Here is a 17,584-nt window from a genome sequence, read left to right as displayed (position 1 = left end):
AGCATGTCAGATGAAAATAAAGGCTGGAGCGGACAGCTCCCTGAATGGGTTCATGAGCAGGCTATAGCATGGCGAAGGCATTTGCATCAGCATCCGGAGCTGTCCTTTGAGGAGACGGAGACGGCGCAGTTTGTTGAAGACACGCTGCGCAGCTTTGGAGGACTGATCATTAGCCGTCCAACGAAGACGAGTGTGCTGGCAAGGCTTGTCGGCGCCTATCCGGGCAAGACGCTGGCGCTGCGGGCCGATATGGATGCCCTTCCGATAGCGGAAGAAAACACGGCTGAGTATGCTTCTCAAAATCCGGGTGTCATGCACGCCTGCGGGCATGATGGCCATACCGCTGTACTGCTGGCGACAGCGCGGCTGCTTGTAGAGCAGAAGGAGCGGCTGCACGGCGAAATCCGGTTTATTTTCCAGCATGCAGAGGAGCTTCCTCCGGGGGGCGCACGCGAGCTGGTCGAGGCTGGCGTACTGGATGGCGTGGATTGGATCGTAGGCGAGCATCTAGCCGCCCAGTTGCCCGTTGGGCAAATTGGCATCGTATATGGGCAAATGTCGGCATCGCCGGATAATTTCACCATTACAGTCAATGGGGTTGGCGGCCATGCCGGCTTCCCTCATCGCTCGGTCGATACAATTGCGATTGGCGCCCAGATCGTGACGAATATTCAGCATATTGTGGCGCGTTATACCGATCCCTTGGAGCGGCTGGTCGTCTCCGTGACCCAATTCACGGCGGGAGCCTCCCATAATGTCATACCCGATAAGGTAACCCTGAAAGGTACGGTGCGGAGCTTTAGCGAGCAGGTTCGCAGGCAGGCGGAGGAGCAACTGCAGCGCATTGTCGCCGGTATTGTTTCGGCGCATGGGGCGCAATTCGAATTCCAATATGTGTACGGCTATGATCCCGTGGTCAATGACGAAGCATTGACCCGCATCGTGGAGGAAGCGGCGATTGAAGTCGTTGGCAAGGAGCACGTCGTCCACAACCCTCCGGGCATGGGCGGCGAAGACTTCTCCGCTTACCAGCGCAAGGTGCCTGGCACATTCATTAATATAGGCGCAGGCAACATCGAGAAAGGCATCGTCTATCCGCATCACCATCCTCGATTTGACATTGATGAGGCTGCGTTGGCAAACGGAGTGGCCTTGTTCGTAAAAGCAGCAGAAAAGCTAGTGGATTGGCAGTCATAATGCACAATAACAGGGAGGCACTTTATTTATGAAGCATTATCAAAAGCTAGGAATAATCGGATTGCTCAGCGCTTTGCTTATCGTTTTCGGCTGCTCCAGCAACAGCTCTGCACCTGCAAGCTCGGAAGGAGCGGCTTCGCCTGCCGAGTCAGCAGCAGCTGGCGCATCGGGAGGCGAGAAGCTGGCAACCGAACTGAAATATCCGCTCGCGCAAACGATACCGACGCTGGATCCGCATCTGTCGCTTGGCGGAAGCAATTCGACGGTAGCGGTCAATATTTATGAGGGACTGTTCGCCTTTAATGCCAAGTATGAGCCGGTTCCTATGCTCGCCGAGTCTTATGAGCTAAGCGAAGACGGAAAAGTATATACCTTCCATCTCCGTAAAGGAGTCAAGTTTCACAACAGCAAGGAGATGAAGGCAGAGGATGTAGCAGCTTCGCTCAATCGCTGGAAAAATACGGCGCCGCGCGCCAAGAGCTCTTTTTCCGATCGCGAGTTTGAGGTGAAGGATGATTATACGGTCGTGCTCAGCTCGGACGTGCCGAGAAATGATACATTGGCGCAGCTTAGCCACGTGCTTAATTTTGCAGCTATTATGCCCAAGGAGGTCGTGGATGCGGCCGGTCCGGACGGGGTAACCGAGTATATTGGTACAGGTCCATTCAAGTTTGTGGAGTACAAAACCGACCAATACGTGCATGTGCAAAAGTTTGCCGACTATCAGCCTGTCGATACGCCAGCTGACGGTTTTTCCGGCAAGAAGGAAGCGCTCGTGAACGATTTGTATTTCACATTGGCAACGGATAATGCGACGCGTTTCTCCTCCTTCCTCGCGAAGGACTTTAACAACGTCGATGTCAGTCTAGATAATTTGCCGCAGGTTGAGAGTGACCCTGATGTGGAAATTATCAAAAATCTGTCCACCGATTTTAATTTGGTTTTCAATAAAAAAGGGCCATTGTTCTCGCAGCTGAAATACCGCCAGGCTGTCGCATCGGTGCTCGATGTTGACCAAGTTCTGCTTGGCATCGTGTCCACACCGGAGCTGTACCGCTTGAACCCAAGCTACATGTACAAGGAAAATACGAAATGGTACAGCGAGGCAGGCAGCGAAGCCTATAATCAGAAAAATCCGGACAAGGCGAAGCAGCTTCTCCAGGAAGCGGGCTACAATGGCGAGGAGGTTACGCTCCTGACGACCAAGGACACAGGCACCTTCTATAATGCAACGTTGATGGTGCAGGCGCAGCTGGAGCAAATCGGCATCAAGACGAAAATCGACATTTCCGATTACGCCACGATGCTGACGAAGCGCGCTGACCCGAATGGCTGGGATATTTATGTCGGTCCATTCCTCGTGCCTTCAACACCTTCACAGCTGCTTTATTTGAACCCGTCCTATGGGTTTGCAGATGATGCCAAGCTTGCTGAGCTGCTTGCAGCTTCTACCTCGGCAATTAGCGACGATGCGATTAAAGCGGCGAATGATGCGCTGCAAGCTTATGAGTGGGAGTATTTGGCGGCGATTAAGATCGGCGATATTTACAACTACAATGCGGTTCGCAAAAATCTCGTCGGCTTGACGTTCCTCAGCAACATTCCGAATCTTGCAAATACGAAGCTGGTTGAATAACAGCATTGCACAGCACTATCCAGCATGGTAGCAGGCTTAAAGCAGGCATACAGCAGCTGCACGCCGTGCGGAATTCCACCTTGGAAGGAGGTAAACGGTTTGACCGCTTTTATTGTAAAACGGGTGTTATCGTTGATCCCCATTCTGTTCATCATGTCGGTTATTGTCTTTCTGATCATTTACCTCATTCCGGGTGATCCCGCGCGCGTCATGCTGGGCGATGGCGCAGATGAAGCGACGATTCAGCAGCTTCGTGCTAATATGGGGCTTGATCAGCCCCTTATCTTTCAATATGGCCAGTGGATGGGCTCGGCGCTGCAAGGGGATTTAGGCGATTCTTATTTTTTGAAAAAATCGGTGTCCGCTGTCATTGGCGAGCATCTTCAGCCTACTCTGTCGCTCGCGCTGCTTGCCGAGCTGCTGGCGATTGCTATCGCCCTGCCGTTCGGGATTTGGGCAGCCGTTAATCGCGGGGGCTGGGCGGACAAGGCACTGACTGCCTATACGCTGCTCGGCATAACCATTCCCGGCTTTTTGCTCAGCATGTTTCTGGTGCTTCTGTTCGCGGTTCAGCTGAAATGGCTGCCGGTATCCGGCTATGCGCCGATCAGTGACGGGCTGTGGGACTTCCTGAAATTTTTAATATTGCCCGCCATTTCAGTCGGCGTCGTCATGTCGTCGGTTATTGCCCGAATCGTTCGCTCCTCCTTTCTGGAGGTGATGAACCAAGGGTATGTGAAGACGGCGCGCTCGAAGGGGCTGCGTGAGCGGAGCATCGTATACAAGCATATTTTGCGCAATGCGCTGATTCCCATTTTGACCGTCATTGGCGGAACGTTCGGTACGCTGCTCGCTGGAGCTGCGGTTGTGGAAAGTATTTTTAACATTCCGGGACTGGGACAGCTTCTGGTGCATTCGGTATCGCGCCGGGACTATACCGTCATTCAAGGCTTGGTGCTGTTCATCGCGTTTACCTATGTGCTTGTGAATTTGGTCGTTGACCTGCTTTATGCGGTCGTTGATCCCCGGATTCGGTTGAATAAATAACAGAAAGGAGGCTGAGCGCGGATGGGAAAAGCACAGCCATCGCTTCATCTGGCAAAGCGCAAGCGTGCTTTCGGCAGTCGAAGGCGTGGACACGGGCTGCTCAAGAGGCTGCTGGCCAGCAAAACAGCGTCGGCGGGCAGCGTGCTGATTATAGTGGTCGCCTTCATTACTTTTTTTGCGCCATGGATTTCGGTTTACGGCCCGCTCGAAGTCGATATCGTCAACCGCTTGTCTCCGCCGGGCGCGGAGCACTGGTTTGGCACGGATAATTTGGGCCGGGACATTTTCAGCCGGGTGATGCATGGCACGCAAATATCGGCGCAGGTTGGCTTTGCCGTCGCTTTATCGGTCGCTATTCTCGGGCTTGTGGTCGGCTTGTATGCGAGCATGTACAAATGGCTGGATCAATTGCTGATGAGGACGATGGATGCTTTGTTTGCTTTCCCGGCGATTTTGCTGGCGATTGCCATCATGGCCGCGCTCGGGCCAAGCGTCTCCAATCTGATTATTTGCCTGATTATCGTTTTTATTCCATCGGTAGCCCGAATCGTCCGCTCGGCCGCGCTCGTCGCAAAGGAGCAAACCTATGTGGAGGCGATGCATGCGCTTGGCGCGTCACAGACGAGAATTTTGTGGCAGCATATTATGCCCAGCACGATTTCGCCGCTCATTGTGCAGAGCTCCTTTATTTTTGCCGAGGCGATTATTGTGGAAGCCGCACTTAGCTTTCTGGGAGCGGGCATTCCGGCTCCAATGGCAAGCCTCGGCAATTTGCTGGCCGATGGAAAAATGTATATATACAACTCCTGGTGGATGACGCTGTTTCCCGGCTTTGCGCTCATTATTTCGGTACTGGCGATGAATTTGTTTGGGGATGGCATCAGGGATTTGCTCGATCCTCATGTTAGACAGGGTAAGGGAAAAAAATAGGGCATCGCAGATGGCGGGCTGGAGTCCGACTAAGGAGGGGTGGAAGAAATGCCGGAGGAGCTTTTGCTGGAGGTTAAAGCGTTACGAACTTATTTTCATACAGCACGCGGGAAGCTGGCGGCAGTCGATGGCGTTTCCTTTGATGTGAAGCGAGGGGAAATCGTCGGTGTTGTCGGAGAATCCGGGTGCGGCAAGAGCGTCACTGCCCAGTCCGTGCTGCGGCTGCTCGATGAGAAGCATGATGTTAGCTATGAAGGGGAAATTCGGTTTGCGGGCAGCAATCTGCTTGAGCTGAAGCAGCGGCAAATGCGGGCAATTCGCGGCAATGAAATTGCAATGATCTTTCAAGACCCGCTTAGCTCACTCAATCCGGTATACACCATCGGCGAGCAAATTATCGAGGCGATCATGCTGCATCAGAAAATCAGGCGCAAGGAGGCGGTTCGCAAAGCAATCGAGCTGCTTAAGCTGACGGGCATCCCTTCTCCGGAGCAGCGGGTATGGGAGTATCCCCACCAGCTTTCCGGAGGCATGCGCCAGCGCGTCATGATTGCGATGGCGCTGGCTTGCGAGCCGCAGCTGCTCATAGCCGACGAGCCGACGACAGCGCTGGATGTGACGATTCAAGCGCAAATTATGGAGCTGATTACGGAGCTGAATCGTAAGCTGGGTATGAGCGTTCTGCTCATCACCCATGATCTGGGCGTCGTTGCGGAAACATGCCAGCGCGTCGTTGTCATGTATTTGGGGCAGGTCGTTGAAATGGCTGATGTGGCGACGCTATTCGCGCGCCCGCTGCATCCGTACACATTAGGCTTGATGGGAGCCATTCCACGAATGGATAGTGACCGAACGAAGGATTTGCAGGTAATTGAAGGTAGTGTGCCTTCGCTATTGAATGTGCCGTCTGGCTGCCGCTTTGCGCCGCGCTGCGCATATGCCGACGACCAATGCCGCCAGCATATGCCAGAATTAATTCAGGATGCTACCAGTGGAGCGATGGTGCGATGCTGGCATGCCGGCACCCTGTCCGAAGCGGTCGAAGCAGATGAGGTAGCTGAAACAGCTGAAGTAGTTGAAGCAGCCGATGCTGTTGCAGAAGCTGATGCGAAAGGAGGCGTGCAGCATGCCATCACCCCATGAACAGGAAGGCGGTCCAGTGCCGCTGCTGGAAGTGAAGGGCTTGTCCAAGCATTATAGTACGAAGCGTCCGGCGTCTTTTCGCAAAAGCCTCGTTAAAGCCGTTGATGATGTTTCCTTTCACATTTATGAAGGGGAAACCTACGGGCTGGTCGGGGAGTCGGGCTGCGGCAAAAGCACGCTAGGCAAGGCGCTGCTGCGTCTAGTTGAGCCTACTGCCGGAGAAGCGCTGTACCAGGGCGAGGATTTAAACCAGATGCCAAGCCGCCAGCTTCGGGCCAGTCGCCGCCAGCTCCAAATGGTTTTTCAGGACCCCTATTCTTCGCTAAATCCCCGCAAAACCATTGGCAGGACGCTGGAGGAGCCGCTCATTATTCATGGAATAGGCAGCCCGCAGCAGCGAACGGAGCTTGCGCTGCGGATGCTCGGGACGGTGGGCTTGCAGGAGGAGCATTATGATCGGCTGCCGCATGAGCTGTCCGGCGGCCAGCGTCAGCGGATCGGCCTCGCCCGGGCCCTTATTCTTGAGCCTCGCCTTGTCATCTGCGATGAGCCCGTTTCAGCACTGGACGTCATTATTCAATCGCAAATCATTAATCTGATGCGCAAGCTGCAGCGGGAATTGAAGCTGACGTATTTATTTATCGCCCACGATATTGGCGTTATACGCCATATATCTGACCGTATTGGCGTTATGTATTTAGGCAAAATGGTTGAGGAGGCCCGAACGGACGATCTGTTCGCCCAGCCGCTGCATCCTTACACGCAGGTGCTGCTGTCTGCTGTGCCGATTCCCGACCCCGCTATTAAGAAGGAGCGGATGATTTTGCAAGGAGACATCCCGTCTCCGCTGGAAACGGTCAGCGGCTGTGCCTTTCATCCGCGCTGCCCGTTTGCGGTTGAGACATGCCGGAAGCTCGCGCCAGTCAAGCGGGAGGTTGCGCCGGGCCATTTTGCAGCATGCCATCTTGCGTAACGTCCGTGCAGCCAAGCTAAGCTAATGAGGGATAGGAGAGAGTAGACGATGAAGAAAAAAATTCATTTGGGAGTCTTCGAGGTAAACGCAGTCAATCATTTGACCCAAGGCATCTGGACGCATCCCGAGCAAAATCGCATTCATTATAATAGCATTGATTACTGGATTGATATCGCCCGAACTTTGGAGCGGGGCAAGTTTGACTTTATGTTTTTCGCCGACAGCTACGGCTATCCGAAGGAGAGGACCGAGCTTGCGTTCCGTGAAGCATCGGGCGCAGTAGGCAATGATCCGATGCTGCTCATTCCAGCGCTTGCGCAGGCGACTGAGCACCTCGCTTTTACGATGACGACCTCGACGACGTATGAGGCTCCTTATGCGAATGCGCGCAGATTTTCAACGCTGGATCATATTACGAGGGGGCGAATCGGCTGGAACGTCGTAACGACAAGCAGCAAATCAGCCGCCGATTTGTTCGGCAGAAGCGAGTTTCTGCCGCATGACGAGCGTTATGATATGGCCGACGAATATATGGATGTCAGCTATAAGTATTGGGAGGGCAGCTGGCAGGACGATGCGCTGCTCGTTGATCGCGAGAAGCGGATATTCGCTGATCCGCAGAAGGTTCATAAGGTGAAGCATGAGGGGAAATATTTTAAATCGGAGGGGTACCATGCTTCGACGCCTTCCCCGCAGCGGACGCCGGTCATTTTTCAGGCAGGCAGCTCAGGAAGGGGACGCGCTTTCGCCGCGAGGCACGCGGAGGGCATCTTTCTCAAGGCGCCGACGACGGAGGTGCTTCGGGACCAAATCGCTGATATTCGCAGGAGGGCAGCGGAATATGGGCGTGATCCGGCAGCGGTGAAAGTGTTCACCGGGCTGTCGGTTGTAGTGGCGCGGACGCGCGAGGAGGCGCAGCGCAAATTCGACGAGTATATGCAGCATCAGAGCGCAGAAGCGACGCTGTCCAGCTACGCCGGTGTGACGGGCATCGACCTGACGTTGCTTGACCCGAATGCCTTTTTTGAAAATATTCATACCGAAATGGGCCAAACCCATACCGACCGTTTTACGAAGCATAGCAAGACGAAGAAGACGGTACAGGAGGTCATGGACGATTTTGTGCAAAAGGGCTTTCGCGGTCTGACCGTTGTCGGTACGCCGGAAGACGTTGCGGATCAAATCGAACGCTGGACGGAGGAGACGGACGTGGACGGCTTCAATCTGGAGCCATATGTGCTGCCAGGCTCTTATGTCGATTTTGTCGATCTGGTCATCCCGGAGCTGCAAAAACGGGGGCTGTTCAAAACCGATTACGAAGCAGGCACGCTTCGCGAGCGGCTGTTCGGCAAGGGAGAGGCACGCCTGCCGGAGCATCATCCAGGCGCTTCTTTCCGTACGCCGGCCGCCCTTGTCTGATCGAAGGAAAGAAGGAGACGATTATGTTTAACGACGAGCTGCTTCTCCAGCTTGTGGAGCAGACCGAATATACGCAGCGCCAAGCGGAGCTCCTCGCCCAGCTTCGCCGTATAGGCAAGCAAAGCATTGGACCCGCAGCGAAGCAGGTGGATAATGAGGGAGCTTACCCGTATTCATCACTGGCTGCGCTTAAGAGCGAGGGCTTGCAGAATCTTTCTGTACCTGATGCATTCGGCGGATTAGGGGCTGGCTGCAAGGGGGATGCGGTGCTGCTCGTACTGGCGCTGATGGAGCTGGCGTCTTGGTGCTCGTCCACCTCGCAAGTATTTGCCTTGCATAATACCGGTGTGCAGCTGGTGCATGCGATGGGCGATGCGGCGCAGCAGCGATTTTTTTTCGAGGAGGTCCAGCAAGGTCATCTATTCGGGAGTTTTGGGAGCGAGGCAGGGGCGAATCGTTTCGTGCTGGCCAATACGCTTCGCAAAGTAGAAGGCGGCTACCGGCTGAATGGGAAAAAGATTTTTGCAACCGGCTCGCCCGGCGCAAAATGGGCGTTCTGGCGCTCGGTTTCCGAGGATGCGCCGGGCAATCAGGATGAGCGGTATATGATGCCCATAGCGGAGCTTGATGGAGCGGGCATCACGGTCAACGATGATTGGGACGGCATCGGACAGCGCGGCACCGGAAGCGGCACCGTCCTAGCGCAGGAGGCTTTTATTCCAGAAGCGCATGTGCTGGGAGGGCCTGGCGCTTATGCCGCCCATGCTCCTTTTTTCGCAGCGCAGTTTCATATTCATTTTGCCGCCCAATATGTCGGGATTGCGATAGGCGCATATCGGGAGGCCGTGGCCTATTTGAAGGAGAAAGCAAGGCCATGGTCAGACGTCAAAACGGCGGCTGAGGACCCGATAACGCAGCTCCGTGTGGGCGAAATGGCAGCCAAGCTCGCCTCCGCGCAGCAGCTGGTGCTTCGCGCCGCACGCCTGCTGCAAGCTGTTAATGAGCGGCCAGATGAACCGGAATTGTACAGGGCCGTTCAAGCGGCGGCGTCCCATGCCAAAATCATCGCGACCGACACCGCGCTGGACGTAACGAATGCGATTTTTCAAATTATGGGCGCTCGCTCGGCGACCAGAAGCTGCAATTTCGACCGCTATTATCGCAATGCCCGAACGCTCACGCTGCATGATTCGGTAGACAAGCAGCGCGAGGCTGCGGGCAAGCATGAGCTGGGGCTGTAGCCTGGGAGTCCAGTCAACCACAATCAAGCACAATCAAGAAAGCCTTCCGAATGCCAATTTGGGAAGCTTTCTTATTTGTGCTTAGCTTGGTTCAGCTAGGCTTGGCAGGAGCAAGCAGGAAAAAATGATATTATTGAAAACGCTTGCAAATAATAATATACTTTGATAAAGCGGCAGAAGAGAGAGGGGTAAGGCATGAGGTTCCGGCATCCGTTTTTTTATCGAACGCTCCGCTTTAAGCTGTTATTTGGCTTTCTGCTGCTCGTCATTCCGATTGTTTCCTTCATGATCTACAACAACTTGTATGCGATTAATGTCGTACGCAATCAGGTAGCCCAGTCCAATAAAAATTTGATCAGCCTCTATATGGGCCAAATTGACCGCAATTTGGAGGATGTGGAGAAATATCTGTTTAATATTGCGGCGATGGAGACTGGCCTGCTTGTGCTGGAGCAGCCGCGCGAGCAAAATCCCGACAGCTATTCGTTCGAGAAGATCCAGCTGAGCAACCAGTTGAGGAATGAATTGCCCAATTATAAGTCGATGGACATGTTCTTCATTTATTCGCCGGAGAACGATGATTTGATGAGTGTATTCGGCGTTGCCCCGGATTATGCCAGCCGTTCCGTGATGGAGCAGGATATTGTAGATAATATCAAGCTTGCCAAGAAGCCGCTGCAAAAGGACTGGTTCGTTCAGCATATGGCAGGCGGTGATTATTTAGCCTATGTCATTCAATACGGCGACATTTATATAGGCGCGATGGGCAATGTCGATCAGCTGATGGTTCCACTGCATTTAATTGATTTGGGTGAAAATGGCCGGGCCTTTCTGACGGATGACCGTATGAAGCCCATTATAGATACGCCGCTGGATGACGGCATCTCGATTGAGCCAAGCAGCAGCGACAATGAAGGCTACCAGCTTACGGGAAGCAACGACCAATTTATCGCAGTCGGCGAGCCCTCCTCGCGAGGCCGCTTTGGACTGGTTGCCCTCATTCCCGACAGCGTCGTGCTGGAGAAGCTTCCTTTTTTGCGCAGCATCGTCTCGCTTATCTCCTTTGGGGCCATTATCATTTTGCCGATCATTTTGCTGCTGCTGCGCAAGCTGGTGCTTGTGCCGGTCAATCGCATAATTATGGCGATGCGCCGCATCGAAGCCGGCAATCTGGATATGCGGATCACGAAACCGTCCTCGACATTTGAATTTGAGGTGATGAACGAATCGTTCAACCGCATGATTACGCAAATTCAGGAGCTCAAGGTTAATGTGCTGGAGGAGCAGCTGAATTACAAAAAAGCGCAGCTTAAGCATTTGCAGCTGCAAATCAATCCGCATTTTTTTCTTAACTCACTGAACATTGTTTATAATTTGGCGCAGGTGAAGGACTATCATCTCATTCAGGAAATGACCCATTGCCTGGTGCAATATTTTCGATTTATGTTCCGCAGCAACCTGTCATTCGTGTCTCTGTCTGATGAGCTTGCCCATACGATGAATTATTTACGCATTCAGGAAATGCGTTTTCCGGGCGATCTGACCTTCGCTTTCCACACGGATGAGAGTCTCGGAAAAATACCGATTCCACCACTAGTCATTCAATCGTTCGTGGAGAATACGATTAAGCATGCGGTAAATACGGATACACAGGTTCACATTGCTGTTACCGCCCAGGCGCTTAATGAAGATACGCTATATGTCCGCATTGAGGATACGGGGGAAGGTTTTCCGCCGCAGGTGCTGGCGCTGCTCCAGCGCGATATGGAGCTGAGCAATGAAGAAGGCGATCATATCGGGATTCAAAATGTGAAGCAGCGGCTGGGACTGCTGTATCATGATGCAGCCCGCATGGCGCTTAGCGGCAGCTCCGGCCTTGGAGCAGTCGTGGAGCTGTGGCTGCCGATGCAACCAGAAGAGACAGGGGGACGACGAGAATGAGACAGCTGTTGATTGTCGATGATGAGCGGCATGCGGTGCGGGGCATTAAAGCAGGCGTCGAATGGGAGTCGCTCGGCATTTCGGTCGTGCATGAGGCGTACAATATCCGAACCGCCAAGGAAATCATGAGCGACAGCAAAATCGATGTGCTAATTTGTGATATCGAAATGCCGCAGGGCAACGGCTTCGAGCTGCTGGACTGGGTGAAAATTCATTTTCCCCAGACGGAGGCGATGTTCCTTACCTGCCATGCGGATTTCTCCTATGCGCAAAAGGCGATTCAGCTTGGCAGCTGCGATTATATGCTCAAGCCCGTTCGTTACCCCGAGCTGGCGAGCACGGTCAAGCGCGCGCTGGACAAGCTTACGAAAGCCGATCTCGACCGCGAGAAGCTGCAATTCGCAGACATGTACGAGCATTATTATCGGCTATGGGAATCGTACCAGCCGATGTTTATGGAGCGCTTCTGGCAGGACCTGCTAAGCCGCGCCATTCCTTCAACCAAGGAGGGCGTTCGCGAAGCGCTGGCGAAGCATAACATTGCCTACGAGGAGCTGCCGCACTATAAGCCGGTGCTCATTAGCGTCCAGCGCTGGCATAAGGAGCTGACGCTGCGCGAAGAGAAGATTATGGAATATGCGCTGCGCAATTCCTTTGAAGAGATGATTCTAGCGAAGTCTGGGCTTGGCCGAATCATTCAGGTGCGCAGTGGGGCGCTGCTTGCGCTGCTGCCTATTCGCCAGGAGGATGGCGAGCAGCTGCATGAACAGATCGATTCGTACATCGAGGCATGCAATCGTTATTTTTTCTGCGACTTGTGCTGTTATATGGGCAGCGCGGTGCCTGTGGAGGAAATATGCGAGATGTACGAGCAGCTTGCCGAGCTGGAGTCGCATAATGTGACTCGGTCAAATGAACGGCTTAGCCTAACTAATTGCAGCGTTAGCCCAGATGTCGCGCCGCTTCCGGTAATGAGCGGCTGGGCAGAGATGCTCAAGCTCGGCTGCGGAAAAGAAATGCTTGAGGAAATCGAAAAGTATTTGGACAGCGTCAAGCATACGGGTCAGGCCGATGCCCGCTGGCTGCGCAGCTTCTATGAGGATTTTCTGCAAATGGTGCATCAGGTGCTGCATGCGAAGGGGCTGCGGGCGCATCAGGTGTTCTCCGCCATGGTGCTGATGAAGCGGGCGGATGCCGTCACCCGTTCCATCACCGACTTGTCGGAGTGGGTAGGGGTGTTGATCAAGGAGGTCAGCGGCAATCTGAACGTTGTGGACGAGACACAGACCGTTGTAGACAAGGTGAAGCATTATATTGCCAAGCATATGAGCGAGGATTTATCGCGTGAGGATATTGCCGGCCATGTGTGCCTGCATCCGGATTATTTGGCCCGGCTGTTCAAGAAGGACACGGGACTGACGATTTCGGAATATGTGCTGCAGGAGCGGGTAGCGCTCGCCAAGCAAATGCTGGCGAAGACGGAGCTGGCGATTACGAGCATTGCCTACGAGCTGGGCTACGGCAACTATTCGCATTTTTCAAAAATGTTCAAAAAAGCGACATCAGTCGGCCCGCAGGAATATCGCAAGCTTCAGCAAAGCGGGCAGGCTAAGGGAAGCTGATGGCCCGGTTATTTTCTTAGTCACAGAAGAAGCCCAGCAAAAACGACTATATGATCAAAGTAATTAGAGCGTGTATGCAAACTTAAGCAAGCCATATCCAGATCCGGATCCAGATCGAATTTAGTGTCAAACAATTTGCCTCTCCTACCGGGAATGTTACACCTCATGAAGGTAAACATATGTACCGAAAGTCAGCTTCATATCCATCGTTTCAGTGGGCTACTCCCTGCGCAAAAATAGACTGGGTGGACAGAGCAGCCGCTATTTCAACAGAATCACCGAGAAAGGCACAGGTGGTGGACTCAGGAGCCGCTAATGCGCTGCAAATAGCCATTTTGACGGAATATGCAGGGCCATAACGGATTTCCTGTCCGCCTACGAGCAGAAACCGCATCAAAAGCCAGAATAGCGGAATCTCAGTCCGTCAAAAAAAGAGTAAGCGTCCGGAAATGCACGATCTCGGCAATGCGGCTTAGCCACTGGAGGCTTAGCAACAATCGGCGGCTTCGGTTCTCATGCCTTGAATCGTCAGATAAGATTGGCATCGATTCTCCAGCCATGATAAAGTTCTGGGCAAGGAGTGGCAGGGCTACTCCAGTTTGCATACACACCCTAGCAACCTTATTATAAGACTATATAGTGACCTAGTAGAAGCCTGCTCTGTACGCGCAATCGTACGGGGCAGGCTTTTTAGCTATTTGATAAAGAGACATGTCTTTTTTCAAATATAGGAAAGGATGTTCTAAGGCGATCCCTTCTCTATATTTCTCGGACTGAAACGCGTCGCGCCGCCAAAGGAAGGCGACAGCCGTTTCACCTTGGTCGCCTTCCTCAAGATGTCGGAAGATGACAACGAAGAAGTCGGTTTAGTCGTAGTGTGCTTGCCCGCGAAAAACTAAGATAGAGGTAGAAGAAGTGAAGGGGGAACCGCGATGGCGACGACGGCAAGCACAGCTACATCAAAACCAGCGGAGCAGCAGACGGAAGTAAGACGGGCACAAAATCCCGTATTGAAAAGGCTGAAGCGTTACGCACCATTATTCATTATGATTATTCCCGGAGTCATCTATTTGTTCATCAACAACTATTTGCCGATGCTGGGTCTGATTATCGCCTTCAAGGATGTTAACTTTGCAAAAGGCATTCTAGCCAGCGATTGGATCGGCTTTAAAAACTTTGAATACTTATTCAAAACCGAAGATGCTTGGATCATTACTCGCAATACGCTGCTCTACAACATATCTTTTATCATATTAAACCTGATTATAGCAGTGGGCATCGCCATCTTGCTCAATGAAGTAAAGAAAAAAGTGGCCGCCCGTTTTTATCAAAGCATCGTACTCATTCCTTATTTGATCTCCATGGTTATCGTTGGTTATTTGGTGCTTGCCATGTTGAGTGGTGAAACCGGATTCATAAACAAACAGATCCTTCCGCTCTTCGGAATCGATCCGATTTCTTGGTACAGCGAGCCTAAATATTGGCCCTTCATCTTAGTTATCGTTAACGTTTGGAAAAATGTCGGCTATCTCTGTATCATTTATCTTGCAGCGATTATCGGCATTGATCCGGAATATTACGAAGCGGCCACGATTGACGGAGCAGGAAAATGGCGTCAAATTACGCAAATTACGATCCCGCTTATCGCGCCGGTTATTACCATTATGACGCTGCTGCAAATTGGCCGTATTTTCTACTCGGATTTTGGTTTATTCTATCAAGTACCGCTGAATACGGGCGAGCTGCTCTCAACGACGAACGTAGTGGACACTTATGTATATCGGGCACTCATCAATCTCGGCGATATCGGAATGTCCTCCGCTGCCGGCTTGTACCAATCCGTTGTCGGCTTTGTGCTTGTGCTGCTGTCCAACTACATTGTAAGTAAACGAAACCGCGACAATGCGCTGTTCTAGGAGGTTATAGTCATGGTAAATACGAAGGATAAAATTTTTCAAGTTGCGATTCATGTTTTCTTTATCGCCGTTGTGCTCATGTGCCTCATGCCATTCGTGCTGCTGCTGACGACTTCCTTCACGAGTGAAGCGTCCATTGTCAAGGAAGGGTACTCCTTAGTTCCGAGCGAATGGAGCCTTGATGCTTACAAGTTTTTGTGGAGTGATGCTGAAAATATTACCCGCTCCTATGGCATTACCATATTCGTGACATTAATCGGAACCTTCGTCGGATTGTCCATATCGGCGCTGCTCTCTTATCCGATGTCGCGCAGCGATATGCCAATGAAAAAGCAGCTCGCCTTTTACGTCTTTTTCACGATGCTGTTCAACGGTGGACTCGTACCGACCTATATCATTTACACCCAAGTATTTGATATGAAAAACTCCCTGCTGGCGCTTATTATTCCAGGCTTGCTGACGAATGGCTTCTTCGTCCTCATTATGCGGACGTTCTTCCAAAATTCGATTCCGCATGCGATTATTGAATCCGCTTCCATTGACGGCGCTGGAGAATTCAGAATTTTCTTCAAGATGATTTTGCCACTGTCGCTGCCGATTCTGGCAACGATTGGCCTCATGCAGACGATTGGCTACTGGAATGACTGGTTTAACGGGCTCATTTATATTACCGACAGCAAGCTGTTCAGCTTGCAGAACCTGTTGAACCGGATTTTGCTCAACGCCCAGTTTATCCAAAACAATGCCTCGACGCTGAATGCGGGGGAAGTAGCCAATGCGCAAATTCCGCTGGAAACGGTAAGGATGGCAATGGCGGTTATCGGTGTAGTGCCGCTGCTATGCGCATACCCTTTTTTCCAAAAATATTTCGTCAAAGGGCTTGTCATTGGTGCGGTTAAAGGTTAATGAGATTAACGTTCGGCTACACACGGCTTTTGGCCGGTTAGCATACAAGCTTGAACATACAGGGAGGTTGCAGAGATGAGAAAACGGACAAATGGAATAGTGGCTATGCTGCTGAGCGTTATGCTGGTGCTTGCAGCATGTGGTGGCAACAGCGGCGGTTCAACATCGAATGCCGGAGCAACGAATGCTGCAGGCGGAGAAACAGGCGGAGCGTCTGAACTCAAGCCTTATGAAATGACGGTGGCTTTCTTAAGCATCGGCAATACGAAGGATTTGGCTGAAGTTCAAGCTGAGGTCAATAAAATTACACAAGCTAAAATCAATGCAACGGTTAAATTCCTTCCTATCGATATCGGAGCATGGCAGCAGCAGATGAACCTAATGCTTGCTGGCAATGAGCCGCTGGATATTCTCGTAACCGGCACAGGGCTTAACTTTGGCACACAGGCTGCTAAGGGCCAATTGGTAGAGATGGATGATCTTCTAGCGAAATACGGACAAGATATTCAGAAGGTTGTGGGCGAAGATGTCATTAAAGCCGGCTCCTCGAACGGCAAAATTTACGCTCTTCCAAGCGTACGTGACTGGGCAGCAGATTATGGCCTCGTTATGCGCCAAGATATTGTAGACAAACACAAAATTGATGTCAGTGCGATCAAGACGCTGGATGACTTGACGGCTGTTTTCCAAACGATTAAAGATAATGAGCCGGGCATGGCGGCCGTTCTCCCAGAAGGCCCAAGCTTCTCGGTTATCCAATCCATGGTGGGCAGCGTCATCGACCCGCTTGGCGACGAGAACGGTGTACTCGTTGGCTTTGATGGCGAGCTGAAAGTAGTGAACTGGTATGAGACGCCTGAATATGCGAGCTTGGTGAAAAAAGCAAGAGAATGGTACAACGCAGGCTTTATCCCTAAAGATGTTTCGACGAACCAAACGACTTCCGAGCAGTTGATCAAAGCTAACAAAGCGTTTGCTTTTATGGCGCATATGAAGCCTGGCTATGAAAGCAAGGAGTCCCTGCTTACAGGTACGCCGCTCGTAGCAGCACGTATTTCCCCAGCGATTTCGACGACTTCTTCGATCGCTAACATTATGTTCGGCATTGCTAGAAACTCAGAGGACCCTGAGCGCGCAATGATGTTCCTGAACCTGCTTTATTCGGATGCGGACCTCGTTAACCTGATCGACTATGGGATTAAAGGCAAGCACTATGAAGTGAAGGATGGCAATATCGTTGGCTTCCCGGCTGGCGTAGATTCCTCCAGCTCGACTTACAATCCGACGCATGGCTGGATGTGGGGCAATCAATTGCTCTCCCATATTTGGGAAGGGGATAACGCGGATCTATGGACGAAGCTTGATGAGTTCAACAAATCAGCAGTGAAATCGAAAGCGCTTGGCTTCAGCTTTACAGCGGACCCTGTCAAAACAGAAGTGGCGGCTGTACAGAACGTGAAGGAGCAATTCAAGATTGGTTTGGAAAATGGTACGCTTGACCCGGATAAATATTTGCCGGAATATATTGCGAAGCTGAAATCGGCCGGCATGGAGAAAATCGTTGCCGAAAAACAAAAGCAGCTTGATGAGTGGGCAGCAGCCAACAAATAATA

At 52.0% G+C, this 17,584-nt stretch carries 13 protein-coding genes; all 13 read left to right on the top strand.

Annotated elements, in window-relative coordinates; translation table 11 throughout:
• Positions 1–3: 3 nt before the first annotated feature.
• Entirely contained in the window at positions 4–1,197 is a 1,194-nt protein-coding gene (locus AC50YG_RS22870) for an amidohydrolase (RefSeq protein WP_494829920.1), read from the top strand.
• A 28-nt stretch (positions 1,198–1,225) separates the two neighbouring features.
• The gene (locus AC50YG_RS22865) at positions 1,226–2,833 is read left to right on the top strand and encodes an ABC transporter substrate-binding protein (RefSeq protein ID WP_494829918.1); all 1,608 of its coding nucleotides are present in this window, start codon (positions 1,226–1,228) and stop codon (positions 2,831–2,833) included.
• Positions 2,834–2,932: 99 nt separating this feature from the next.
• Positions 2,933–3,880 (top strand): ABC transporter permease, encoded by a 948-nt coding sequence (locus AC50YG_RS22860; protein ID WP_494829916.1) that lies wholly within the window; start codon positions 2,933–2,935, stop codon positions 3,878–3,880.
• Between the two features lie 21 nt (positions 3,881–3,901).
• Positions 3,902–4,810, top strand: coding sequence for an ABC transporter permease (locus AC50YG_RS22855; protein WP_494829914.1), 909 nt, complete (start codon positions 3,902–3,904; stop codon positions 4,808–4,810).
• A 48-nt stretch (positions 4,811–4,858) separates the two neighbouring features.
• Complete coding sequence (locus AC50YG_RS22850) at positions 4,859–5,953, top strand: ABC transporter ATP-binding protein (RefSeq protein WP_494829912.1); 1,095 nt, start codon at positions 4,859–4,861, stop codon at positions 5,951–5,953.
• Positions 5,937–6,926, top strand: coding sequence for an ABC transporter ATP-binding protein (locus AC50YG_RS22845; RefSeq protein ID WP_473756203.1), 990 nt, complete (start codon positions 5,937–5,939; stop codon positions 6,924–6,926). Before AC50YG_RS22850 ends, AC50YG_RS22845 begins: the two co-directional genes overlap by 17 nt.
• Before the next feature lie 48 nt (positions 6,927–6,974).
• On the top strand, positions 6,975–8,345 hold the full coding sequence (locus AC50YG_RS22840; protein WP_494829909.1) for an LLM class flavin-dependent oxidoreductase: 1,371 nt from the start codon (positions 6,975–6,977) through the stop codon (positions 8,343–8,345).
• 23 nt (positions 8,346–8,368) lie between these two features.
• A complete protein-coding gene (locus tag AC50YG_RS22835) occupies positions 8,369–9,586 on the top strand; it encodes an acyl-CoA dehydrogenase family protein (protein ID WP_494829907.1) in 1,218 nt (405 codons plus the stop codon).
• Between the two features lie 195 nt (positions 9,587–9,781).
• Positions 9,782–11,527: a sensor histidine kinase gene (locus AC50YG_RS22830; RefSeq protein ID WP_494829905.1), complete on the top strand. Its 1,746-nt coding sequence runs from the start codon at positions 9,782–9,784 to the stop codon at positions 11,525–11,527.
• Positions 11,524–13,149 (top strand): response regulator, encoded by a 1,626-nt coding sequence (locus tag AC50YG_RS22825; RefSeq protein ID WP_494829903.1) that lies wholly within the window; start codon positions 11,524–11,526, stop codon positions 13,147–13,149. The genes AC50YG_RS22830 and AC50YG_RS22825 overlap by 4 nt, the downstream gene beginning before the upstream one ends.
• Before the next feature lie 1,046 nt (positions 13,150–14,195).
• The gene (locus AC50YG_RS22820) at positions 14,196–15,065 is read left to right on the top strand and encodes an ABC transporter permease (RefSeq protein ID WP_341283075.1); all 870 of its coding nucleotides are present in this window, start codon (positions 14,196–14,198) and stop codon (positions 15,063–15,065) included.
• A gap of 12 nt (positions 15,066–15,077) precedes the next feature.
• Positions 15,078–15,971, top strand: a complete 894-nt coding sequence (locus AC50YG_RS22815) for a carbohydrate ABC transporter permease (protein WP_473756198.1) — start codon at positions 15,078–15,080, stop codon at positions 15,969–15,971.
• A gap of 75 nt (positions 15,972–16,046) precedes the next feature.
• Positions 16,047–17,582 carry an ABC transporter substrate-binding protein gene (locus AC50YG_RS22810; RefSeq protein ID WP_494829901.1) on the top strand — a complete coding sequence of 512 codons (1,536 nt, stop codon included), beginning with the start codon at positions 16,047–16,049 and terminating at the stop codon, positions 17,580–17,582.
• Positions 17,583–17,584: the final 2 nt, after the last annotated feature.

The organism is Paenibacillus sp. J31R34, assembly GCF_059383715.1.
The sequence above is the reverse complement of the archived record's forward strand: the minus strand, read 5'-3'. Positions and strand labels throughout refer to the sequence as shown.